This window comes from Streptomyces sp. NPDC048521 (genome assembly GCF_043199855.1).
Taxonomy (GTDB): domain Bacteria; phylum Actinomycetota; class Actinomycetes; order Streptomycetales; family Streptomycetaceae; genus Streptomyces.
Window position 1 is genome coordinate 849,499 of the sequence record NZ_JBICWR010000001.1, and the last position, 21,649, is coordinate 871,147.

Below are 21,649 nucleotides of genomic sequence, written 5' to 3' on the forward strand. Positions count from 1 at the left end.
GAGCCTGTTACTGCCCCTGCCGGTACACGTCGAGCCGCCCGCACATCCCGAACCGCCCCTCCTCGACGGGCCGCTCGGCCTGTACGGCGGCCTCGGCGAGATGGGCCGCGTCGCCCGCCGCGAGCCGGTCCAGCTGCCGTCCGGTGGCCTCGGCCGCCGCGAGCGCCCCACGCCGCCAGCGTTCCCGCCACTCGGCGATGCGGGGCCGGACGAGCGCGGCGGCGGCCCGGTGGAAGGCGGCCAGCGCCTCCGGGCCGGAGGCGGCGCGCAGCGCACGGTAGCCCTCCAGGGCGAGATCGCGGCGGGCGCGGGCGATCCGCTCCCGTTCCGCTTCCGGCGCGGCGGCCGGAACGGCGGTCGCGGCGGCGTACGCCTCCGGGTCGGCCAGGTACTCGGGCGGGAGCGTGAGCACCGCGTCCCCGGCCTCGGGCAGCCCGCTGTTCTGCATGAGGACGGTGAGGCGCAGGCCGTCCTCGTTCACCAGCCGGTGGATGGTGCCCGGCGTGAACCAGGCGACGGTGCCGGGCGCGAGCGGGGTGACCGCGTACCCGGACGCGGTGAGCGTCTGCACCGCGCCTCGGCCGCCGGTGACGACATACGCCTCCGAGCAGGCCAGGTGCACATGGGGAGTACCGCCGCGGACCCCGTCGGCGGCGGGCCAGTCGTACACGCACAGCCGCGAGACGGCGACCCCGCCCGGCAGTCCCGGGAACCCCCCGGCGCTCACCACGGATGCGTCTCCAGGTACCTGACGATGTCCTCCCGCTGCCAGGCTCCGTCCGCCACGACGACCCGGTAGCGGCGGCGGAGCGTGTCGCCGGGGACGAGTTCGAGCTCGCGGAAGAAGGCCCAGGAGGGGGCGACGGCGGCGAACGGCTCGTTGCGGACGAACCAGTGGGCCGGGTGGGTTCCGCCGGCACCGGAGTGGTCGTTCTCCGGGGCGTGCGCGAAGACGAGGGTGGCGTGGCCGTCGGTGCCGTCGTGCTCGCCGGAGTACGCCAGCCAGGGCGCCTGCGCCCCCATCAGCCCGGGCCCCTCCCCCTCGGGCCCGGTGATCCGCCCGTCCCGGAAGGCGCGCGGTCCGCGCCAGAACAGGCCGGTGTAGCCCGCGAGTTCGCGCCCGGCGGTGGTCGGGCTGCCGAAGCGGAGCGGCTGCGCACGCCGGTTGGTGATGGCGCTGGTCCAGGTGAGCGCCCAGGAGCCGGAGTCCGGTTCGACGTCGTGGACCTCGATCCGCCGCTCCTCCTCGGCCCAGAGCTCACCGTCGTACGGGTGCCAGGTCAGCCGCTCGGCGATCACCGCACGGCCGTCGGCCGCGGTGACCTCGTCGAAGCCGGCGTGCCGCATCGAGCCGACCCGCTCGGGGAGTTCGAGATACCCCTGCCCGTGCACATAGGTGTTGCCGCCCCACAGGTTCGCCCCGGACAGGTGCGAGGCGGTGAGGGACAGGCCCTTGTGCCAGCGGTGGTCGTGGGGGCGGTAGCCGGTGACGACGCCGCCGGCGAGGGTGCGTACCGGGTGCAGGTAGGGCCTGGGTGCCTCCCAGGCGGTCCCGGCCCGGTAGACGTAGGCGAACAGCTCGACGCCGCACGCCGGTTCGGTCACGGTGATCCGGTCCCCGTGGGCGTGCACGAGACGCAGGCCGTCGACGCCCCCGCTCACGCCGGGACCTCCTCGGCGGTCACGGGCGCCCAGCCGGGCGCGTCCCCGTGCAGGGCGGTGTAGTACGGGTCGCCCGGCCCGATCTCACCGGCGCGGACGGTCGTGTCGGTGAAGGCCGACCGGTACAGCGCGGTGATCAGCTCCAGGCTGGTGCGCCCGTCCGCGCCGCTGCTGCGCGGCCGCTCGCCCGCCCGCATGCTCGCGACCAGCTCGCGCAGTTGCGCCAGGTGGGAGCTGGGCACGTCCGGGCCGAAGTCCTGCCAGGCGGCCGCTTGTCCGGCCGGCACGTCCGGGGCCGGGGTGATGCGCCAGTTGTCGTTCGTGTGACCGTAGAGGTGGGTCAGTTCGACGGTGGCGCGTGCGCAGTCGATCCGGATGCGGCTGACCTCGTCAGGGCTCAGCACGCTGTTGACGACGGTGGCGAGGGCTCCGTTCGCGAAGCGGACCAGCGCGGTGGAGACGTCCTCGGTCTCCACGTCGTGCACCAGCCGGCCGGCCATGGCCCGTACCTCGCTCCAGGGCCCGAGCAGATCCAGCAGCAGGTCCATCTGGTGGATGCCGTGCCCCATGGCCGGGCCGCCGCCCTCGGTGTGCCAGCGGCCCCGCCAGGGCACGGCGTAGTAGGCGGTGTCCCGGTACCAGGTGGTCTGACAGTGCGCCACCAGCGGCTGCCCCAGGGCTCCTTCGGCGAGCAGCCGCCGCACATGCCGGGCGCCGGAGCCGAAGCGGTGCTGGAAGACGATCGCCGCGTAGGGGCCGCCGTCGCCCTCCTCCGCCTCGATCGCGTCGAAGTCGGCCAGCGAGGGCACCGGGGGCTTCTCGCACCACACCCAGGCGCCGGCGCGGAGCGCGGCCACCGTCTGGGCGCGGTGCAGAGTGGGCGGGGTGCAGATGGTGACCAGGTCGGGCCGCTGCTCGACCAGCATCCCGTCGAGGTCGGTGTAGGCGTGCGGGATGCCGGCCTCGGCACGGAACGCCTCGACGGCGTCCCGGTCGATGTCGACGGCGGCGACGACCTCCGTCTCGCCCTCCCGCGCGAGCTCGGCCAGTGCGGGCAGGTGGGAGCCGCGCGCGATGGCACCGGTGCCGACGACGGCGACCCGGATGCGCCGGCCGGTGAACGGGGCCGCGGGGCGCGGGGAGTGGGGCGAGCGGGGCATGGGTGGGTTCAGCACTCCTCCGGGACGGCGGGCGCGCAGGCCGACCCAGCGGTTCAGCAAGCGCTTTCTCCTGCGCTGCAACGTAAGCGGCGGGGCCGGGACCGGTCAACACCGGGAACCCGGTGGGCCGTCAACCCCTGTGCCCTCGCCGTCGACCGGGCCCGCTACGCTGCCTTCGTCACATGATCACCACTTCTCCCCTCAGCGCTTGGACGCCGTACCTCCATGTCTTGGTTTGAATCCCTCGTCCTCGGACTCGTCCAGGGGCTGACCGAGTTCCTGCCCGTCTCCTCCAGCGCGCATCTGCGGCTGACCGCGGCGTTCTCCGGCTGGAAGGACCCCGGGGCCGCCTTCACGGCGATCACGCAGATCGGCACGGAGACCGCCGTCCTGATCTACTTCCGCAAGGACATCGGCCGGATCGTCTCCGCCTGGTTCCGCTCGCTGTTCAGCAAGGCGATGCGACACGACCACGACGCGCAGATGGGCTGGCTGGTCATCGTCGGCTCGATCCCGATCGGGGTGCTGGGCCTGACGCTCAAGGACCAGATCGAGGGCCCGTTCCGCGATCTGCGGATCACCGCCACCATGCTCATCGTCGTCGGCGTGGTCATCGGCATCGCCGACCGGCTGGCGGCGCGTGACGAGACGGGCGGCCGGCACCGGGCGCCCAAGCAGCGCAAGACCCTGGAGGACCTGGGTGTCAAGGACGGTCTGATCTTCGGCCTGTGCCAGGCCTGCGCCCTCATCCCCGGTGTCTCCCGCTCCGGCGCGACCATCAGCGGCGGCCTGTTCATGGGCTACCGGCGCGAGGCCGCGGCCCGTTACTCCTTCCTGCTGGCCATCCCGGCGGTGCTCGCCTCGGGCGCCTTCGAGGTGAAGGACTCGGTCAGCGAGGGCCATGTGGCCTGGGGCCCGACCCTCTTCGCGACGGTGATCGCGTTCGCCTCGGGATACGCGGTGATCGCGTGGTTCATGAAGTGGATCTCCAACAAGAGCTTCATGCCGTTCGTCTGGTACCGCATCGCCCTCGGCATCGTCATCATCGCGCTGGTGGCGGCGGGCGTCCTGAGCCCGCACGCGGCCGAATCGGCGAGCTGACCCCGGCCGCAGGGAGGCCTTGCTCAGCCACCCCGACGGCTGCGACGGTTTCGGCGACTCGCCCCCCCCCCGCCGCCGTTTCGGACATCTCCCGCGCCATCGGCGAGTTCGACCCCGACGAGACCCTCGCGAGCCTGCCCGCGGGCCCCTTCGAGGCCGCCGCGGCCTGCGGATTCCGTGGCTCCGTCGATGACGTACGCGCCTTCCCGAGCCGGTGCTCCCTCTCACCGACCGCCTTCTTCCGCTCCCCGGCCCCGACCGGCATATGCCTTCTGGGCTGGGTGGACAGCGGCACGCGCCCGAGCGGGCCAGGGTTCGACGGTGACCGACCCCATACGTTCTGTGTAGCCATCCGGTAGCGCAGTGTCAGAGCTTGCCCCTAGGCTTGTCCGCATGTCCCCCGATTACATGCCCTCTGGTTCCGTGCGGTCTGCCGCCGAACTGAACGAGCAGATCCGGGCGCTGTGGCTGCGTGCGGGCGGCACCCTGTCGGCCCAGGAGCGCGCGGAGTACGAGCTGTTGGTGGTCGAGTGGGCCGAGGCGATCCGCGGGCAGGTCATCGAGGCGGCCTGAGGCCGACGGCGGGCCGGCCGACCTCTCGAGGGCGTGGCCCTTACGCCCGCAGGTGCCCTAGCACCTCGTCCGCCACCGGGTACGGCCGTTCCTCGGGCAACAGCCCCTTCGCCCGCGCCGGTTCGCCCGCCCGCACCAGGCCATGGATCTCCGTGGCCAGCGGGGTGACGTCCTCGATGCCGACGATCCACTCGTCGGCGTACCGGGCCGCCGCCTCCCCGGCGAGGCCGAGCTGCAACGACCGGTGGGGCAGTGGGTTGTGGTGCAGGTCGCGCTCGGGGTCCCACTGCACGCGGGCCGGTGACCGCCGCAACTGCCGCTTCCAGGCCGCCTGGTCCGCGTGCAGGTCCGGCACGTAGTGCGACAGGCAGGCGTTCCGCAGGGCCCACTCGAAACCGGCACGGTCGATCTCGACGGCGAGGACGGTCTCCTGGCCCTCCTTGGTGCCCCAGCCGCAGCGGTACATCATCCACAGGAAGGACGGTTTGATCCAGGTCATCCGGTCCCGCTTCCAGGCCGACGGAAAGCGTCCGGTGCGGGCCGCCGGACCGCCGATCTGCGGGCGGTAGGCCTGGTAGACGGTGACCGTGGAGTCCGTGTGCCGGGCCCGGATACGGAACTTGGGTTCGGTTTCGATGGATTGTTCGTTCACGCGAACAGGTTCGGGCGTCGGACACGCCGCGCACCAGCGAATATCGGGCGTGCCTCTTGGCTCAGCGCCGGCCGTGCCCAACACTGTGCCGATGACGCAGCGTGCGGAGCTTGCGACCGTGATGGACCGGCTGGCCGTGGACGAACTGATCACCGAGTACGCCGTGGCGGTGGACGACGGTGACTGGACGGTGTACCAGGAGCTGTTCACGGCGGGCGGGCGGGCCGACTACCGTTCGGCCGGCGGCATCGAGGGCGACGCGGGACAGGTCGCCGGATGGCTCGCCGAGAACCTGGCGGTGTTCGCCATGCGGCAGCATCTGATCGTCAACCGCCGGGTGCGGTTCGGCCTCCTGGACCACGACACCGGTGACACCGCCCGGGTGCGGGCCGACTACCTCAACCCGATGCGGTTCACGGGCGACGGCGCCCCCACCGCCCCGGACCTGGTGTGCGGCGGCCGCTACGACTTCGCGCTGCTGCGCACACCCGAGGGCTGGCGGCTGCGCGAGGTCGTCGTCCACGAGAAGTGGCGCCGCCTGCCGCCCGAGACCACGCCGGCCCCCTAGGGGACGTGCGGCGGAGCCGCCCAACCACCTGCGCCCGCGACCGCCCGAGGACCGCCCGCCCCGGGTGCTACGGCGCAACGGGTCCCGTTCCACGCGCGCGAGATCGCTTCCGGCGCGCACACTGGAACCAGCGCTGGGTAGGGAGTGTCCACATGAGGACGATCGACCGCTGGCTCACCTCCCCCGGGCGGCGCTCCGCCGCCGCCGCCCTCGCGGGCGCCCTGCCCGTGCTCGCGTTCCCGGCGCCATCCCTGTGGTGGTTCGCGTACGTCGCCCTGGTCCCCTGGATCCTGCTGGCCCGCTCGGCGCCGACCGGGCGGCGGGCGGCGTACGACGGCTGGTGCGGCGGCTTCGGCTTCCTGGTGGCCGTGCACCACTGGCTGCTGCCGAGCCTGCACGTGTTCATCTTTCTGATAGCCGCCCTGCTGGGCGCGCTCTGGGCGCCCTGGGGCTGGCTGGTGCGCCGGTTCCTCGGCGGCGCGCCGGCACCGGGCCGGGGCGCCGCCGCGCTGCTGGTGCTGCCGTCTGCCTGGCTGGCGGTGGAGCTGGTGCGCTCCTGGCAGGGGCTCGGCGGGCCGTGGGGCATGCTGGGCGCCAGCCAGTGGCAGGTGGGTCCGGCGCTGCGGCTGGCCTCCGTCGGCGGGGTGTGGCTGCTCAGCTTCCTGGTGGTGGCCCTCAACGTGGCCGCGGCCGTGCTGATATCCGTGCGCGAGTCGCGCGTACCGGCCGTGGCCTGGGTGGTCGCCACGGCGGCCGCGACCTCGGCGGCGTGGGCGTGGGCGCCGCGTCCCGACGTCGACGAGCGGGTGCGGATCGCGGTCGTCCAGCCCGGGGTCGTGGCCGGGCAGGACAGCGGCGAGAAGCGCTTCGAGCGTGAGGAACGGCTGACCCGGCGGCTCGCCGGACAGGGCGTCGACCTGGTCGTGTGGGGCGAGTCCAGCGTCGGCTTCGACCTGGACGACCGGCCCGACCTGGCCCGGCGGGTCGCCGCGCTGTCCCGCGCGACCGGCGCGGACGTGCTGGTGAACGTGGACGCCCGCCGCTCCGACCGGCCCGGCATCTACAAGAGTTCGGTGCTGATCGGCCCGGACGGCCCGACCGGCGACCGCTACGACAAGATGCGCCTCGTCCCCTTCGGCGAGTACGTCCCCGCCCGTTCGCTGCTCGGCTGGGCCACCTCGGTGGGCAAGGCGGCGGGCGAGGACCGCAGGCGCGGCAACGAGCAGGTCGTGATGAACGTCGGCCACGGGCTGCGGATCGGCCCGCTGGTGTGCTTCGAGACCGCGTTCCCGGACATGAGCCGCCATCTCGCCGAGGACGGCGCGGACGTCCTCCTCGGCCAGTCCTCCACGTCGTCCTTCCAGAGCAGTTGGGCCCCGGAGCAGCACGCTTCGCTGGCCGCGCTGCGCGCCGCCGAGACCGGCCGCCCGATGGTGCACGCCACCCTCACCGGCGTCTCGGCCGTGTACGGCCCGGGCGGTGAGCGCCTCGGCCCCTGGCTCGGCACCGAGGCGAGCACCGCCCGTCTGTACGACGTACCGCTCGCGCACGGTGTCACGCCGTACGTCCGCTACGGCGACTGGCCGGTGCACGGCGCGTTGCTGGTGCTGGCCGCGCTGTGCGCGACCGAGGGGGCGCGGGCGCTCAGGCTGCGCCGGAGCGGTTCCGAACCGCTCGTACCACCCGCTCGCACAGGTCATGAGTCGCCAGCGCGTCCCGGGCGCTGAGCACCTTGCCGGCGCGGACGGCGTCGAGGAACGCCAGGACGGCCTGCTCGATACCGCGCTGCCGGGCCACCGGCACCCAGTCACCGCGCCGGCGCACGGTCGGCTGCCCCTTGTGGTCGATGACCTCGGCGAGGTTGAGGACCTGGCGCTTGGTGTCCTGTCCCGAGACCTCGAGGATCTCCTCCGCCGAGCCGCTGAGCCGGTTCATCACACCGAGCGCGGTGAAGCCGTCCCCGCCGAGCTGGAGCACGACGTGGTGGAGCAGCCCGTCCTGGACGCGGGCGCGCACGGTGACGTCGTCGACCGGGCCGGGCGCCAGGAACCGCAGGGTGTCGACGACATGGATGAAGTCGTCCAGGATCATCGAGCGCGGTTTCTCCGGCAGCCCGACCCGGTTCTTCTGCATGAGGATCAGCTCGCGCGGGTGCTCCAGGCATTGCGTGTACCCCGGGGCGTAGCGCCGGTTGAAGCCGACGAACAGGGAGACGCCGCGCTGTTCGGCGAGGCCCACCAGCCGCTCGGAGTCGGCGAGTTCGTAGGCGAGCGGCTTGTCCACGTACGTGGGTACGCCCGCCTCCAGCAGCCGGGTGACGATCTCGGGGTGTACGGCGGTGGGCGCGTGCACGAACGCCGCGTCGAGGCCGGCGGCGAGCAGGGAGTCCAGGCTCGTGTGCCGCCGTTCCTCCGGCAGGTGCAGGGTGTCGGCGACCCGGTGGAGGGTCGCGGGGGTGCGGGTCTGCAGGTGCAGGTCGATCCCCGGCTGCGTGCCCAGCACCGGCAGATAGGCCTTCTGCGCGATGTCCCCGAGCCCGATGCAGCCGACCTTCACGTGCTCTCCCCTACCGCTGGCCTGTCATGTTCCTTGCCGGAAGCATACGGGGGCCGCCAGTCGGCGATGCCGTCGAAGCCGCGCGGGAAGAGCGCGGGCGCGGCCTTCGACAGGGCGGCGACCGCGGTGTCGCGTACGGCGACGACGGCGGTGCGGCGGCACGCCGAACGGGAGGCGGGGGTGCCGGCACTGGAGGAGATGCCGGAGCCGAGCGGCGGTCTGGACGCGCTGACCGAGGGGCCGGCCCTCGCGGTGCACCGCTCCCTGACCCGCAACCGGGCGCCGCTGATCGCCCGTTGCGAACGGCCCTGGAGGCCACCCGCCGCCCGGAGCTGCGGGCCTGCTGCGACCGGGCCGGCGCGGTCTTCGAGCAACAGCCGGCCGCGATGCTCACCGCCGTGGGCTCGCCCGACCCGCACCGGCACGTGCTGTCCCTGGTGGCCTGGACGGACGGGTTGATGTTCTCGTGCGCGGCCGGTTCCTTCGGCGCCGACGTGCCGGGTCCGCAGGAGATCCGGACGGGGCTGCGGGAGCTGCCGGCGGGGATGCTGGGCCGCTGAAAACCCCTGGTGGTGGCGGGCCACGTTGGGCGAGGATGCGGGGATGACCGACGAACGCCGTATGCCCGCGATCGACGCCGATGAGCGCACCATGCTGGAGGGCTGGCTGGAGTTCCACCGCCAGACCCTCGCGTGGAAGTGCGAGGGATTGACCGACGCTCAGCTCAGGACCACGTCGGTGGAGCCGTCCTCGCTCTCCCTGATGGGACTGGTACGGCACATGGCGGAGGTGGAGCGGTCCTGGTTCCGCAGGGTTCTCGCGAACGAGGACACCGGGCCGATCTACTACAGCGAGGCCGATCCGGACGGCGAGTTCCACCTCACCGAGGCGGACAGCTGGAAGGAGGCCCACGCCACTTGGCAGGCCGAGATCGAGGCGGCCCGGCGCCACGCCTCCCGCTTCGCCCTGGACGACCTCTCCGCGGGCAGGCACCGGCGCACGGGCGAGGCCGCCAGCCTCCGCTGGATCTACACCCACATGATCGAGGAGTACGCCCGGCACAACGGCCACGCCGACCTCATCCGCGAGCGGATCGACGGCTCCACCGGCGACTGACGTCAGCTTCGGCGCGCCGGATCCCCCCGTACGGGGCACGAGATCACCCGTGCGGGGCGGCAACCTCCGTTCTCTGCTGCCAAGCCGGGGGCGGACCCAGCAGAGTTGCGCGGGTGCATCGATCGACCACCACCGCAGCGCTCCTGGTCACCATGGCCGTCTCGGCCCTCTCGGGCTGTACGACGGTCGAGCGCCCGGCGACACCCGGGCCCCCGCCGGACGGCGTGCCGTCGCAGCCGACGGCGCCCCGGCCTGACGGCAGCCCGCAGCCCCGGGTGGTGCAGGCCCCGGCCCGGGAGGCGCTGGAGAGGGTCGGACCGTCCCGGCGCCCGAAGCACTCCGAACCGGCCGCCGCCCGCCGGCCCGCGGCGGCGCCCCCGGTCAAGCACCAGCCGCCGCCCGCGCTGCCGCGTCCCCGGCCGCACCCGGAGCACCCCCGGCGGCCACCGCACGTGCAGGTCCCGGACCTGCCGCAACCGGCCCCGACGGTCCCCGACGTGTGCGCCCTCGGCAAGAAGTACGGCGGCTGGCGCGGAGACAGCCCGGAGGCAACCATCTGCGAACAGACGTACGGCCACTGATCGCCTCCAGCGGGCCCGGCGCCCGGCCCCACCCAGAACTCCGGCACTGCCCACCTCCGGCGAGCCCCATGCCCCGCCCGCCCCGAACGCCGGCACCAACCACCTCCGGCGGGGCAGGCACCCGGCACCACCACGACCACCGGCACCGCTCAGACCCCGGCAGGTTCCAGGGCCAGGGCGCCGCCTCGAGCGTCCGTCTAGCTCGGTCGTTGTCGGGGCGGGCCCCAGCTGTCGCCGCCCGGTGAGCCGTCCTCGTCCAGTCGTAGCTCCAGGCGGTTGATCGCGGCCCGGACCCCGTCGCCGTAGCCGTCGTCCGCCAGGAGGCCCGCGGCGCTGCGGGCCCGGCGCAGATGGCTGCGGGCGGCCTCGGCGCGGCCCAGCTTGACGTAGTCGGCGGCCAGGTTGAGGTGCAGGGAGGGGAAGAAGCCGCGGACGCTCAGCGGGTCGCCGCCGCGGCCGTCGGCCAGTTCCTCGGCCGCGGACAACGCCCGGAGATCCCAGGCGAGTTCGTCCGCCGGGTCGTCCTGGGTGTCGGCGAGGTAGTGGGCCAGGGTGCAGCGGTGCAGCGGGTCACCGTTCTGGCCGATCTCCGCCCACAGGTCCAGGAAACGGCTGCGGGCCTCCTCGCGGTCGCCGCCGTGGTGCAGCATGACGACCTGACCGATCCGCGTGAGCACGGCGTCCGGCGCCGCCTGTTCCTGTCGCTCCGCCACCGCGTCCTCCGGGCCGTCGTCAGCTGTCTGCTCCCGACGCTAACCGGCGCCGTCGGGATTCCCGGTCAGGCGGCCCCGCACGGCACGCCGCGACAGCGGGGGGCGTGTCCCGGACCCGGCTGTGGACCGGCCCGGGCTCGCGACGCACCCCCGGCGGCGTCAGCCCAGGTTCGGGATGCGCCAGTCGATGGGCTCGTGGCCCTGCCGGGCGATCGCCTCGTTGATCTGGGTGAAGGGACGCGAGCCGAAGAACTTCTTCGCGGACAGCGGCGAGGGGTGCGCGCCCTTGACCACCACGTGCCGGGTCTCGTCGATCAGCGGGAGCTTCTTCTGCGCGTAGTTGCCCCACAGGACGAAGACGGCCGGGTCGGGCCGTGAGGCCACCGCGCGGATCACCGCGTCCGTGAACTTCTCCCACCCCTTGCCCTTGTGCGAGTTGGCCTCGCCCGCCCGCACGGTGAGCACCGCGTTGAGCAGCAGCACGCCCTGCTCGGCCCACGGCATCAGATAGCCGTTGTCCGGGACGGGCAGGCCCAGCTCCTCCTGCATCTCCTTGTAGATGTTCCGCAGGGAGGGCGGGGTCTTCACTCCCGGGCGGACGGAGAAGCACAGGCCGTGGCCCTGGCCCTCGCCGTGGTACGGGTCCTGGCCGAGGACGAGGACCTTGACCCGCTCGTACGGCGTCGCGTCGAGCGCGGCGAAGACCTCCTCGCGCGGCGGGTAGACAGGACCCTTCGCCCGCTCCTCCTCGACGAACTCGGTCAGCTCCTTGAAGTAGGGCTGCTGCAGTTCGTCACCCAGAACCCCGCGCCAGGACTCGGGCAGCATGGCGATGTCGGTCACGTCAACGTCCTCACGATGTCGATCAACTACGGCGTGCGGTCACTCGCAGGCTTCAGAACCTACAGGCGACCACTGACAACCGGTTCCGCGAGGTCGGTTCACCAGCTGGTCTTGCGGTGCAGCATCCACATCATCATGATCGTCGACGGGTCGAGGGCCTGCTCGCCGCCGGAGATGTCGTCGCTGGCCGCCACGAACTGCCGCCCCTGCCACAGCGGGAGCAGCCGGGCGTCGTTCACCATGATCTGCTGCGCCTGCTCCACCTCCTTGACCGTCTGGGCGCGGTCGCTCTCCGCGCGCGAGTGGGGCAGCAGCCGGCCGGTGATCTCCTTGGACGGGTAGGGCGTACCGAGCGCGTTGTGCTCGCCGACGAACGGGGCGATGAAGTTGTCCGCGTCCGGGAAGTCCGGGAACCAGCCGCGGCCGAACACCGGGTACTCGCCCTTCTGGTAGCCGACCACATAGGTCTTCCAGGGGCGGCTCTTGAGGGTGATGGTGAACAGGCCGGAGTCCTCCAGCTGCCGCTTCAGCTCCCGGAACATCAGCGCCGTCTCGGAGCCGTAGCGGTCGGTGGTGTACCAGAGGGTCAGCGGGACCCGCTGGGTGATGCCCGCGTCGGAGAGGATCTTGCGGGCCTTGGAGACGCTGGGGTTGCCGTAGTCGTCGAAGAAGCCGGTGGCATGGCCGGTCAGGCCCTTGGGGACCATCGAGTACAGCGGGTCGACGGTGTCCTTGTAGACCTTGTGCGCGACCGCGCCCCGGTCGATGATCTGCGCGATGGCCTTTCGCACGGCGGGCTGCTTGGCCCAGGGGTCCTTGGGGTTGAACACCAGGTAGCTGATGTCGGTGCCGGCGCCGTCGACCAGTTGCAGGTCAGCGGTGCTGTGCTGCTGCAGGGCGACGATGTCGTCGGCGGCCAGACCGCGGTAGGTGACGTCGATCTGCTTGTCCCGCAGCGCCTTGACCATGCTGGACGATTCCTGGAAGTAGCGGATGGTCACCGCGTCGTTCTGCCGCTCGGCGAAGCCCTTGTAGTTCCCGTTGCTGACCAGGACGGCCTGCTTGCCCTCCTCGTACGACTCGATCTTGTACGGTCCGGAGCCGTAGACCTTGTTGTCCTTGCGCAGGGAGTTGGCGGGGTAGTCGTCCGGGTCGACGATCGACATGGCGGGGGTGGCCAGGACGAACGGGAAGGTGGCGTCGGGCTGGTTGAGGTGAAAGACGATCTCGCGGGCGCCGGACGTCTCGACGCGGTCCAGACTGCCGAGCAGGCCCGCGGGGCCGCCGGGTGCGTCGATGGTGCGGATGCGGTCGATGGAGTGCCGGACGGCCTCGGCGTTCAGCGGGTCGCCGTCGGCGAACTTCATGTCCGCGCGCAGCTTGCAGCGGTAGGTGCGGCTCGTGGAGTCGGTGAACGAGCAGCTCTCGGCGGCGTCGGGCTGGGGGGTGGTGGCGCCGTTCGGGTAGGCGAGGAGCGTCTGGTAGATGTTCCGGTACAGCTCCCAGGAACCGTCCCAGGCCCCGGCCGGGTCCAGCGTGCTGGGGGCGCTGGTGGTCCCCACGACGATCGGCCCCTCGCTGTCCGCGTCGCCGTCGGACAGCAGGCTGCAGCCGGCCACCAGGGATATGGACGCGATCGCCGCGACTCTCCGCAGGAATCGGTTCCGGTTGAACACGCGCACGCTCCTCGATCTGCCATACCAAGGGTCGGCAGACCATACCGCAGCGTCCGGGCCGCTGAACCTCCCCCGGAACAGGCCTTCTTGATCGATTGAGCTATGACGACGTTGTCATTCCGCTGTGTGTATCCCGTACGGCGTTTCGGGCGCCGTTCCGCGGGGAAACGGCGCCCGAAACGGACGTCCGGCAAGCGGACGGTCAGCCCACGCCGGCGTTGAGGAAGATGCCGCCGTCCACGACGAGCGTCTGACCGGTGACCCAGTCGGACTGCTCCGAGGTCAGGAACGCGGCGGCGCCGCCGATGTCGGAGGGGACACCGAGCCGGCCCAGCGGGTAGGAGGCGGCCGCCTCCTCCTCGCGGCCCTCGTACAGGGCCTGCGCGAACTTGGTCTTGATCACGGCCGGGGCGATCGCGTTGACCCGGACCCCGGGCGCGAACTCGTGCGCCAGCTGCTGGGTCAGGTTGATCATCGCGGCCTTGCTGACGCCGTAGGCGCCGATGAACGGCGAGGGCGCGAGGCCCGCGACCGAGGCGATGTTGACGATCGCGCCGCCGTTGTCCTTCTGCCAGGCGTGCCAGGTCTTCTGGGCGAAGCCGAGCGCGGAGATCACGTTGGTCTCGAAGACCTTGCGGGCGACGCCCAGGTCGAGGTCCGCGATGGGGCCGAACACCGGGTTGGTGCCGGCGTTGTTGACCAGGAAGTCGAGGCGGCCGAAGGCCTCCATGGTGCGTTCGACGGCCTCGGTCTGGTGGTCGAGGTCGTGCGCCTTGCCGGCGACGCCGATGACCCGCTCGGCGCCGAGCTTCTCGACGGCCTCCTTGAGGGCGTCCTCGTTGCGGCCGGTGATGCACACGCGGTCGCCGCGGGCCACCAGCGCCTCGGCGACGCCGTAGCCGATGCCGCGGCTGGCCCCCGTGATGAGGGCGACCTTGCCGGAGAGCTCCGGGAGTTCAGTCATGTCCGTGTTACCTCTGGATCCCTTAGTCGAGCGGTCCGCCGGCGACGTACAGCACCTGGCCGGAGACGAAGCCGGCCGCCTCGCCGGTGAAGAAGGCGATGGCGTTGGCGATGTCCTCGGGCTCGCCGACGCGCTGCACCGGGATCTGGGTGGCGGCGGCCTTCTTGAAGTCGTCGAAGCCCATGCCGACACGGTCGGCGGTGGCCTTGGTCATCTCGGTGGCGATGAAGCCGGGCGCGACGGCGTTGGCGGTGATGCCGAACTTGCCCAGCTCGATGGCGAGGGTCTTGGTGAAGCCCTGGAGGCCCGCCTTGGCGGCCGAGTAGTTGGCCTGGCCGCGGTTGCCGAGCGCCGAGGAGGAGGACAGGTTGACGACCCGGCCGAAGCCCGCGTCGACCATGTGCTTCTGGACGGCCTTCGTCATCAGGAAGGAGCCGCGCAGGTGCACGTTCATGACGGTGTCCCAGTCGGAGACGCTCATCTTGAACAGCAGGTTGTCGCGCAGCACGCCCGCGTTGTTGACCAGGATCGTGGGGGCGCCCAGCTCCTCGACGACCCGGGCGACGGCCGCCTCGACCTGCGCCTCGTCGGAGACGTCCGCGCCGACCGCGATCGCCTTGCCGCCGGCCGCGGTGATCTTCTCGACGGTGTCCTTGCAGGCGGCCTCGTCGAGGTCGATCACGGCGACCGCGCGACCCTCGGCGGCCAGTCGTACGGCGGTGGCGGCGCCGATGCCGCGCGCCGCGCCGGTGACTACCGCGACCCGCTGTTCAGTGGTGGACATTGCTGCTTCTCCTCGCCCTTGAGAGAACCTGTCGGGGCCCTCGGAGAGGGACCCCTCATGCGGTGAGCGACCGCTTAGTACCTTCAGCACCCGTGACGCTAGAAGCCCTGGCACCCGGTGTCAACGGCACATCCGGCCGGTGTGATCCATTACCTCACCAGGAGGGCCAGCAACCGCTCCGTCTCGGCGGCCGGGTCGGTGGTCAGGCCGGTGTGCACGGGACCGGGCTGGACGACGGTGGAGCGGGGCGCGATCAGCCAGCGGAAGCGCCGCCCGGCGTCGTCCCGGGCCGCCTGTCCGGCGCTGTCGCCGCCCGCGCACACCTTCTCCACGGCCCCGAGCGCGGCCCGGATGCCGGCCACGTCGGCCTGCGGGTCCAGCGCGCGCAGCCGGGCCTCGTCCAGATGGGTGCGGGCGCCGACGTAGCCCCGGGCACGGGAGTAGACGATCACGCCCGCGTTGATGCACTCCCCGCGCTCCACCCGCGGTACGACCCGCAGCAGCGCGTACTCGAACACGTCCCGGTCGCCGCCCTGGCCCGCCCGGGTGATGTGCCGCTCGGTCACATGGCCGGCCATGTGGATGTGGCGCTCGCTCACTTGCCCTCCTCGGATCCTGAGCCGATGCCGGTGATGCGCTCGGCGATGACGGCCGCCCGGGCGAGCAGCGGCCGGGCGTAGGCCCGGCGCAGGTCGTCCGGGGTGTCGAAGCCGGGCTCGTCGGCGAGCCAGGCGTCGGGGATCTCGGCGGTGACCTCGTCGAGGAGGTCCCCGGTGACCCGCGGTGCCAGCTCGGCCGCGGCGGCCGTGACGTCCGGGGCGAAGCGGGCGAGGGCGTGGTCGGAGGCGTCGTAGGGACGGGCCGCGGAGGCCTCGGCGGAGGGCCAGTTGTGGTGCCAGATCATCGTGGCGCCGTGGTCGATGAGCCACAGCTCGCCCCGGTGCACGAGGAGGTTGGGGTTGCGCCAGGACCGGTCGACGTTGTTGATCAGCGCGTCGAGCCAGACGATCCGGCCGGCCTCCTCGGGGCTCACCGGGAAGGCGAGCGGGTCGTAGCCGAGGGCGCCGGACAGGAAGTCCATGCCGAGGTTGGTGCCGCCGCTGGACCGGAGCAGGTCCTGCACCTGCTGTTCGGGCTCGCCGAGCCCGAGGACCGGGTCCAGCTCGACGGTGACCAGCCGGGGCATCCGGAATCCGAGCCGGCGGGCGAGTTCGCCGCACACCACCTCGGCGACCAGGGTCTTGCGGCCCTGTCCCGCGCCGGTGAACTTCATGACGTAGGTCCCGAAGTCGTCGGCCTCGACGAGCCCCGGCAGCGAGCCCCCTTCACGCAGCGGCGTGATGTAGCGGGTCGCGGTGACTTCCTTGAGCATCGCCCCAGGTTACTGGGGTGCGCGTGGTGTCCGGCCGACAGCCGGTCCACAGCCGTGGCTTACGGCCCCCTCACCTCCGTGCGGCAAGGATCTGGGTGCCCGTCTGAACAGGTGGTGCCCGAGGACCGTACCCCTGGACGGATCACGTAAAGCTCCGCGGAAGGGAACCACCACATGACCAGCGCATCGCTCCAGCCCGCAACGGGACCGGCCCGCCGTACCGTCATGGCGGCGGCCGGAGCGGCGGGGCTCGCCGCCGCGCTGACCGCCTGCGGTTCGGGCGACGACTCGTCCGACACCGTCGACACCGGGTCCGGTTCCTCCGGCACGGCCGGCTCCGCCGGGTCCGCTCAGGACGGTGGTTCCTCCGCCGGCGGCGCCGCGCTCGCGCAGACCTCGGACATCCCCGAGGGCGGCGGCAAGATCTTCAAGGACCAGGGTGTCGTGGTCACGCAGCCGACGGCGGGCACGTTCAAGGCCTTCTCGTCCAAGTGCACCCACCAAGGGTGCGCGGTGGGCAGCGTGGCGAACGGCGTGATCGTGTGCCCGTGCCACAACAGCCACTTCTCCGTCGAGGACGGCAGCGTGAAGCAGGGGCCCGCGACGAAGCCGCTGCCCGCGGCGAAGATCACCGTCTCCGGCGAGGAGATCAAGCTCGCCTGATCCGCCTCAGGGCCGTCTGCGCGGCCGTTCGGGACAGCCGAGCACCTCCTCGGTGGTGGTGCTGGCGGCGACCGGCGCGAGGGTGTCGCGGATCATCGCTGGGGTGCAGTCGGCGGGCACCCCGGCGATGGCGTCGGCCGGGACGACGGCCCTGTGGCCGAGGTCGACCGCGCCGAACACCGCGTTGGGTGCGGCGCCATCGGCCGAGACCCCGGTGGACGACCGGCGTGCGGCAGCCGAGGTTGCGCAGCAGGGCGTCGACGTCGGTGCCGTGGATCGGGGACAGCCCGTGCAGCCGTCGGCCGACGAAGTCCTCCTCGGTGACCTCGATCGGGGGCGCGACCCGGACCGCGGTGCTGCCGCTCCTCCGGCGCCCTGCGCAACGTGGCGCGGCTGGTCGCCGCCGCCCACGAGACCGGGTGCGGGTGATCCACGCGATCGCAGAGCGCCGACCGGACGGCCGGAGCGCCGGCCGCGACGCCCGCCCGTTTCGGGCCGTCGACCGGCTCCCCGGGCAACAGCTGTGCTCAGCGGGTCGGGGAGGTCGCCGAGCCGCTCGTACGACGGCATCGTGCACCCTTTCGGCGAGGTCCGGGGCGGTGAGAGCGACCACATCCGGGCGCGGGCGGAAGACGAGCCATTTCTTTTTCTGACGTGATGTCAGACGATCAGCGAGTTACGGAAGTTCTCTGGCACGACGTGGGAGAAGAGGGGACCGCATGACCGTCACTCAGCAGCGCCGGGGCCGGAAGATCATGATGACACCCGGTGAGCTGGACGAGTTCCTCACCACCCAGCGCACCTGCCGGGTCGCGACCGTCTCGGCGGACGGCGCACCGCATGTGAGCGCGCTGTGGTTCGCCTGGGACGGCACCTCGCTGTGGCTGTACTCGGTGGTGCGCAGCAGGCGCTGGGCCCAGTTGCGCCGCGATCCGCGCGTGGCGGTCGTGGTCGACTCGGGCGAGGAGTACGACCAGTTGCGCGGGGCCGAGCTGTCCGGCCGGGTGGAGTTCGTGGGCGAGGTGCCCCGCACCGGCGAGCTGTGCGCCGAACTCGACACGGCCGAGACGCTGTTCGCGCGCAAGAACTTCGGTCTGGACGAGATGCCGCACGACGGCAGGCACGCCTGGGCCCGGCTGACCCCGGACAAGATCGTCTCCTGGGACTTCCGGAAGCTGGGCGGCACGCGGGAGAAGCCGTAGCAGTCCGGCGCCCGCGGGCCGGTCGTGGCCGGTCCCGCGGTTCCCCGCGCCCCTTCGGGGCGCCGTCGAACCGGGCCGAACCGCGCCGGCCCCTCTCAGCCCTGGCTCACCCGCCGGGCCGCCACGCGCAGGGCCTCGACCGCGGCGCGGATCGAGGGGCGACGGTCGGCGTCCGCCCGCCAGACGACGTACACATGCCGGCGGACACGCTGCGTGAGGGGTACCAGGACCACCCCCTCGGGCACCGGGTGACGGCCCAGCAGCGGTGCGATGCACACGCCCAGTCCGGAGGCGACGAGGCCGAGTTGGGTGTGGGTCTCGCCGGCCCGGTGGCCGACGATCGGCTCGACGCCCTTGGACCGGAGGGTGAACATCAGCCACTCGTGACAGAACTCGCCCTCGCCCCAGGTGATCCACTCGTCCTCGGCGAACTCGGTGAGGTCCACCTCGTCGCGGCCGGCGAGCCGGTGCCCGGCGGGCATGGCGACATCGGCCGGGTCGTCCAGCAGGGGTGCCTTGACCAGGCCGTCGGGCACGGGCATCGGCTTGTTGTACCAGTCCAGGACGACCGCGAGGTCAAGGTCGCCGCGGACGACACCGGCGACGCCCTGCTCCGGCTCGAGTTCGCTGGAGCGCACGCGCAGTCCCGGGTGCTCGGTGCGCAGCGCGCCGAGCGCGGCCGGGAAGAGTCCCCGGGCGGCGGTCGGGAAGGCCGAGAGCCGCAGTTCGCCGACGACCTGGCCGCGGTGCGCCTCCAGGTCGGACTCGGCGAGTTCGACCTGCGACAGGATGCGCGCCGCGTGCTCGGACAACAGCCGGCCGGCGTCCGTGAGCCGGACGCCCCGGCCGTTCTTGGCGAGGAGCTGCTGGCCGATCTCGCGCTCCAGCTTGCCCAGCTGCTGGGAGACCGCGGACGTGGTGACGTGCAGCGCGTCGGCGGCGGCGCTGACCGAGCCGTGCCGGGCGAGGGCGTCCAGGGTGCGCAGGCGCTCGAGGTTCAACATGTAAGTGATTCTAAGAGGTACTGCGTGAGAAATATCGATTGTGCTACGAGGTTGCCTCCAGCATCGTGGAGGTCATGAGCACGGTCACCGCAACCAGGACCCAGTCCCCCGCCCCTGCCCGCCCCCGCACCCGCCTCGACTGGCGGCTCCGCTTCGGCGCGCTCTCCCTGATCTGGGGCTTCAGCTTCCTGTTGATCAAGGTGGGCACGGAAGGGTACGCCCCCTTCCAGGTCACCCTCGGACGGCTCGTGTTCGGTACGGCGGTCCTGGCGGCGGCGATGGCCGTGAAGCGGGAGCGGCTGCCGCGCGGGACCCGCCTGTGGGGCCGTATGGCGGTCGCCGCCTTCTTCCTGAACGCCCTGCCGTTCTCCCTCTTCGCCTTCGCGGAGCTGACGATCCCGTCCACGCTGGCCGGCATCTGCAACGCGACGTCGCCGCTGTGGGGGATGGCCCTGTCGCTGGTCGCCCTCTCCGAGGACCGGCCGACCCGGGTCCGCGTGGCGGGGCTGGGTCTCGGCTTCCTCGGGGTCCTGACGGTGCTGGGGGCGTGGCAGGGCTTCCACGGACTGGATGCCACGGGTACGGCGATGGCGCTGCTGGCGTCGCTGAGCTACCCGGTGGGCTGGATCTATGTCCGGCGGACACTCGCGGGAACCGGTCACTCCCACCTGTCGATGACGGGGGCCCAGCTGCTGCTGGCGACGCTTCAACTGGCCGTCGTGACGCCGCTTTTCGCCGGGCTCCCCACACATGTCTCCCTGGTGCCGTTGCTGTCGATCGCCGCGCTGGGGGCATTGGGGACGGGGCTGGCGGTGCTGATCCAGTACGGCCTGGTCGCCGAGGTCGGTCCGACGACCGCGCAGATGGTCACGTACTTCATTCCGGTCATCGCCACGGCCGCGGGGGTGGCGATTCTCGGGGAGTCGCTCCGGTGGACGACGCCCGTGGGGGCGGTTGTCGTTCTGGCGGGGGCGGCGCTCACGCAGGTGCGGCGCAAGGGGGCGTAGGAGAGGTCGCGGGCTGTGCGGGCCCGTGCGTCGCGGCCGCTCGCGCAGTTCGTCGCGGCCCCCCCTCCTTCGGCCCCGCCCTAGGCATAGGAGCGGCCCGGTGACGGTTGTACCGCCGCTGCCACCGCCTGTGCCAAGGGGCTGATGTCCGCCGCGGCCAGGGTGGAGACCGTGACGCGGATGCCCGGTGGGGAGGCGAGGCGGAAGCGGGCGCCCGGGGCGACCCCCCATCCCGCCTGCAGGAGCCGGGCCACCGCACCGGTCTCGTCGGGGACCGGGATCCACACGTTCATCCCACTGCGGCCGTGGGCGACGACCCCGCGCTCCGCCAGCGCGTCGACCAGCGCGTCCCTGCGGGCGCCGTACGACTCCGCCACCGCCGTCCGGTCCAGCGCGCCGTCCGTCCACAGCCGTACCACGGTCCGCTGCAGCAGGAGGCTCACCCAGCCCGGGCCGAGGCGCTGGCGGCCGCGCACCCGGTCGACGGTGACGGTGTCCCCGGCGAGGACGGCCAGGCGCAGGTCGGGGCCGTAGGCCTTGGCGGCGGAGCGGACGAAGGCCCAGTGGCGGGTGGCGCCCGCCAGGGGGTGCAGCGGCAGGTCGACGATGCCGTGGCAGTGGTCGTCCTCGATGAGCAGGGTCCGCGGGTGGTCCCGCAGCACCGCGCGCAGGGCACGCGCACGCGTGGCGGTCACCGCGGCGCCGGTCGGGTTCTGCGCGCGGTCCGTGACGATCAGGGCGCGGGCCCCGGACTCCAGGGCGCGGCGCAGGTCGTCGGGGCGCGGCCCGTCGTCGTCCACGCCGACGGGGACCGTGCGCAGCCCCAGGGCCGGGATCAGGTCGAGGAGGCTGCCCCAGCCGGGGTCCTCGACGGCGACCGCGTCGCCGGGTCTGAGATGCGCGGCGAGGACGCGTTCGACGGCGTCCAGGGAGCCGGAGGTCACGGCCAGCGGGCCCTCCGGGACGCCGTCGGCGTCGAGTTCGGCGCGGGCGATGCGGACGAGGTCGGCGTCGACGGGGTCGTCGCCGTAGAGGAACGGCCGCCCGTCCTCCTGCTCGGCCGCCGCGGCGAGGGCCGGGGCCAGGCGGGGCAGCAGAGCCGGGTCGGGGTTGCCGGTGGACAGGTCGCGGCCCCCGGCGGGGACCTGAACGCGCAGTTCCTCCCGGCCGGTGGTGGCCGGCTTGGCACGGATGCGGCTGCCGCGGCGGCCGGCCGTCTCGATCACCCCGCGTTCGCGCAGGATGCGATAGGCGGCCGCGACCGTGTTCGGATTCACCCCCAGCTGAGCCGCCAACTCCCGCAGGGGAGGGAGGGCTTGTCCCGGCTCCAGCTCACCCGCACCGACCGCGCGCTCGACGCCGGCCGCGATCTCGGCTGCGCCACGTCCCTGAATCAGATACTCTCCTAGCACAAAGCTCATTATGCACTAGTGCAATGCAGATCGCCCTTGG

24 protein-coding genes and 2 pseudogenes are annotated in these 21,649 nt (G+C 72.6%); 11 read left to right on the top strand and 15 right to left on the bottom strand.

Features of this window, described 5'->3' with window-relative positions; translation table 11 throughout:
* Positions 1–7: 7 nt before the first annotated feature.
* From ACGFRF_RS04160 to ACGFRF_RS04170, 3 genes are read right to left on the bottom strand one after another with little or no spacing between them, the layout of a single operon-like run.
* A complete protein-coding gene (locus ACGFRF_RS04160; RefSeq protein WP_393737001.1) occupies positions 8–730 on the bottom strand; it encodes a cupin in 723 nt (240 codons plus the stop codon).
* Complete coding sequence (locus ACGFRF_RS04165) at positions 724–1,662, bottom strand: PmoA family protein (protein ID WP_393737003.1); 939 nt, start codon at positions 1,660–1,662, stop codon at positions 724–726. The genes ACGFRF_RS04160 and ACGFRF_RS04165 overlap by 7 nt, the downstream gene beginning before the upstream one ends.
* The gene (locus ACGFRF_RS04170; RefSeq protein WP_393737005.1) at positions 1,659–2,822 is read right to left on the bottom strand and encodes a Gfo/Idh/MocA family protein; all 1,164 of its coding nucleotides are present in this window, start codon (positions 2,820–2,822) and stop codon (positions 1,659–1,661) included. The genes ACGFRF_RS04165 and ACGFRF_RS04170 overlap by 4 nt, the downstream gene beginning before the upstream one ends.
* A 225-nt stretch (positions 2,823–3,047) precedes the next feature.
* Here ACGFRF_RS04170 and ACGFRF_RS04175 point away from each other — a divergent pair, with 225 nt between their 5' ends.
* Together ACGFRF_RS04175 and ACGFRF_RS04180 are read left to right on the top strand one after the other, a co-directional pair.
* Positions 3,048–3,923: an undecaprenyl-diphosphate phosphatase gene (locus ACGFRF_RS04175; RefSeq protein ID WP_393737007.1), complete on the top strand. Its 876-nt coding sequence runs from the start codon at positions 3,048–3,050 to the stop codon at positions 3,921–3,923.
* A gap of 393 nt (positions 3,924–4,316) precedes the next feature.
* Complete coding sequence (locus ACGFRF_RS04180; protein ID WP_393737009.1) at positions 4,317–4,496, top strand: hypothetical protein; 180 nt, start codon at positions 4,317–4,319, stop codon at positions 4,494–4,496.
* A 40-nt stretch (positions 4,497–4,536) separates the two neighbouring features.
* Here the strand turns inward: ACGFRF_RS04180 and ACGFRF_RS04185 are convergent, their stop codons facing one another.
* On the bottom strand, positions 4,537–5,148 hold the full coding sequence (locus ACGFRF_RS04185; protein ID WP_393737011.1) for a DUF4291 domain-containing protein: 612 nt from the start codon (positions 5,146–5,148) through the stop codon (positions 4,537–4,539).
* A gap of 91 nt (positions 5,149–5,239) precedes the next feature.
* On the opposite strand from ACGFRF_RS04185, the gene ACGFRF_RS04190 reads away from it, so the two are divergent.
* Complete coding sequence (locus ACGFRF_RS04190; RefSeq protein WP_393737013.1) at positions 5,240–5,716, top strand: nuclear transport factor 2 family protein; 477 nt, start codon at positions 5,240–5,242, stop codon at positions 5,714–5,716.
* Positions 5,717–5,868: 152 nt separating this feature from the next.
* A complete protein-coding gene (gene lnt, locus ACGFRF_RS04195; protein ID WP_393737015.1) occupies positions 5,869–7,443 on the top strand; it encodes an apolipoprotein N-acyltransferase in 1,575 nt (524 codons plus the stop codon).
* Here lnt and ACGFRF_RS04200 read toward each other — a convergent pair.
* Positions 7,361–8,272: a Gfo/Idh/MocA family protein gene (locus ACGFRF_RS04200; protein ID WP_393737017.1), complete on the bottom strand. Its 912-nt coding sequence runs from the start codon at positions 8,270–8,272 to the stop codon at positions 7,361–7,363. The genes lnt and ACGFRF_RS04200 overlap by 83 nt on opposite strands.
* A gap of 296 nt (positions 8,273–8,568) precedes the next feature.
* Here ACGFRF_RS04200 and ACGFRF_RS04205 point away from each other — a divergent pair, with 296 nt between their 5' ends.
* The 3 genes from ACGFRF_RS04205 to ACGFRF_RS04215 all read left to right on the top strand — a co-directional run bounded on the left by ACGFRF_RS04205 (position 8,569) and on the right by ACGFRF_RS04215 (position 9,969).
* A complete protein-coding gene (locus tag ACGFRF_RS04205; protein WP_393737019.1) occupies positions 8,569–8,832 on the top strand; it encodes a hypothetical protein in 264 nt (87 codons plus the stop codon).
* Positions 8,833–8,875: 43 nt separating this feature from the next.
* Positions 8,876–9,388, top strand: coding sequence for a DinB family protein (locus ACGFRF_RS04210; protein ID WP_393737020.1), 513 nt, complete (start codon positions 8,876–8,878; stop codon positions 9,386–9,388).
* A 113-nt stretch (positions 9,389–9,501) separates the two neighbouring features.
* Positions 9,502–9,969, top strand: a complete 468-nt coding sequence (locus ACGFRF_RS04215; protein WP_393737021.1) for a hypothetical protein — start codon at positions 9,502–9,504, stop codon at positions 9,967–9,969.
* Between the two features lie 197 nt (positions 9,970–10,166).
* Here ACGFRF_RS04215 and ACGFRF_RS04220 read toward each other — a convergent pair whose 3' ends face one another.
* The 7 genes from ACGFRF_RS04220 to ACGFRF_RS04250 all read right to left on the bottom strand — a co-directional run bounded on the left by ACGFRF_RS04220 (position 10,167) and on the right by ACGFRF_RS04250 (position 16,321).
* A complete protein-coding gene (locus tag ACGFRF_RS04220) occupies positions 10,167–10,682 on the bottom strand; it encodes a hypothetical protein (protein WP_393737022.1) in 516 nt (171 codons plus the stop codon).
* Positions 10,683–10,841: 159 nt separating this feature from the next.
* Positions 10,842–11,525 carry a uracil-DNA glycosylase gene (gene ung, locus ACGFRF_RS04225; RefSeq protein ID WP_393737023.1) on the bottom strand — a complete coding sequence of 228 codons (684 nt, stop codon included), beginning with the start codon at positions 11,523–11,525 and terminating at the stop codon, positions 10,842–10,844.
* Positions 11,526–11,623: 98 nt separating this feature from the next.
* Positions 11,624–13,201 (bottom strand): ABC transporter substrate-binding protein, encoded by a 1,578-nt coding sequence (locus ACGFRF_RS04230; protein ID WP_393737025.1) that lies wholly within the window; start codon positions 13,199–13,201, stop codon positions 11,624–11,626.
* Positions 13,202–13,403: 202 nt separating this feature from the next.
* Positions 13,404–14,165, bottom strand: coding sequence for an SDR family oxidoreductase (locus tag ACGFRF_RS04235; RefSeq protein WP_393737027.1), 762 nt, complete (start codon positions 14,163–14,165; stop codon positions 13,404–13,406).
* 22 nt (positions 14,166–14,187) lie between these two features.
* Positions 14,188–14,949, bottom strand: a complete 762-nt coding sequence (gene fabG / locus ACGFRF_RS04240) for a 3-oxoacyl-ACP reductase FabG (protein ID WP_393737029.1) — start codon at positions 14,947–14,949, stop codon at positions 14,188–14,190.
* 149 nt (positions 14,950–15,098) lie between these two features.
* Positions 15,099–15,548, bottom strand: a complete 450-nt coding sequence (locus ACGFRF_RS04245) for a DUF3037 domain-containing protein (RefSeq protein ID WP_393737031.1) — start codon at positions 15,546–15,548, stop codon at positions 15,099–15,101.
* Positions 15,545–16,321 carry a HipA family kinase gene (locus tag ACGFRF_RS04250; RefSeq protein WP_393737033.1) on the bottom strand — a complete coding sequence of 259 codons (777 nt, stop codon included), beginning with the start codon at positions 16,319–16,321 and terminating at the stop codon, positions 15,545–15,547. The genes ACGFRF_RS04245 and ACGFRF_RS04250 overlap by 4 nt, the downstream gene beginning before the upstream one ends.
* 174 nt (positions 16,322–16,495) lie before the next feature.
* Between ACGFRF_RS04250 and ACGFRF_RS04255 the strand changes: the two genes are divergently transcribed.
* On the top strand, positions 16,496–16,984 hold the full coding sequence (locus tag ACGFRF_RS04255) for a Rieske (2Fe-2S) protein (RefSeq protein ID WP_393737035.1): 489 nt from the start codon (positions 16,496–16,498) through the stop codon (positions 16,982–16,984).
* Between the two features lie 6 nt (positions 16,985–16,990).
* Here ACGFRF_RS04255 and ACGFRF_RS04260 read toward each other — a convergent pair.
* Positions 16,991–17,348: pseudogene (locus ACGFRF_RS04260) on the bottom strand (isochorismatase family protein); the annotation flags it as partial.
* Between ACGFRF_RS04260 and ACGFRF_RS04265 the strand changes: the two are divergent.
* Positions 17,345–17,508 (top strand): annotated as a pseudogene (locus ACGFRF_RS04265) (cysteine hydrolase); the annotation flags it as partial. The pseudogenes ACGFRF_RS04260 and ACGFRF_RS04265 overlap by 4 nt on opposite strands.
* A gap of 195 nt (positions 17,509–17,703) precedes the next feature.
* The gene (locus ACGFRF_RS04270) at positions 17,704–18,186 is read left to right on the top strand and encodes a pyridoxamine 5'-phosphate oxidase family protein (RefSeq protein ID WP_393737036.1); all 483 of its coding nucleotides are present in this window, start codon (positions 17,704–17,706) and stop codon (positions 18,184–18,186) included.
* A gap of 95 nt (positions 18,187–18,281) precedes the next feature.
* Here ACGFRF_RS04270 and ACGFRF_RS04275 read toward each other — a convergent pair whose 3' ends face one another.
* Positions 18,282–19,190, bottom strand: coding sequence for a LysR family transcriptional regulator (locus ACGFRF_RS04275; RefSeq protein WP_393737038.1), 909 nt, complete (start codon positions 19,188–19,190; stop codon positions 18,282–18,284).
* 74 nt (positions 19,191–19,264) lie between these two features.
* Between ACGFRF_RS04275 and ACGFRF_RS04280 the strand changes: the two genes are divergently transcribed.
* On the top strand, positions 19,265–20,197 hold the full coding sequence (locus tag ACGFRF_RS04280; RefSeq protein WP_393737040.1) for a DMT family transporter: 933 nt from the start codon (positions 19,265–19,267) through the stop codon (positions 20,195–20,197).
* Positions 20,198–20,277: 80 nt separating this feature from the next.
* On the opposite strand, the gene ACGFRF_RS04285 is transcribed toward ACGFRF_RS04280, so the two are convergent.
* Entirely contained in the window at positions 20,278–21,609 is a 1,332-nt protein-coding gene (locus tag ACGFRF_RS04285; protein WP_393737104.1) for an aminotransferase class I/II-fold pyridoxal phosphate-dependent enzyme, read from the bottom strand.
* Positions 21,610–21,649: the final 40 nt, after the last annotated feature.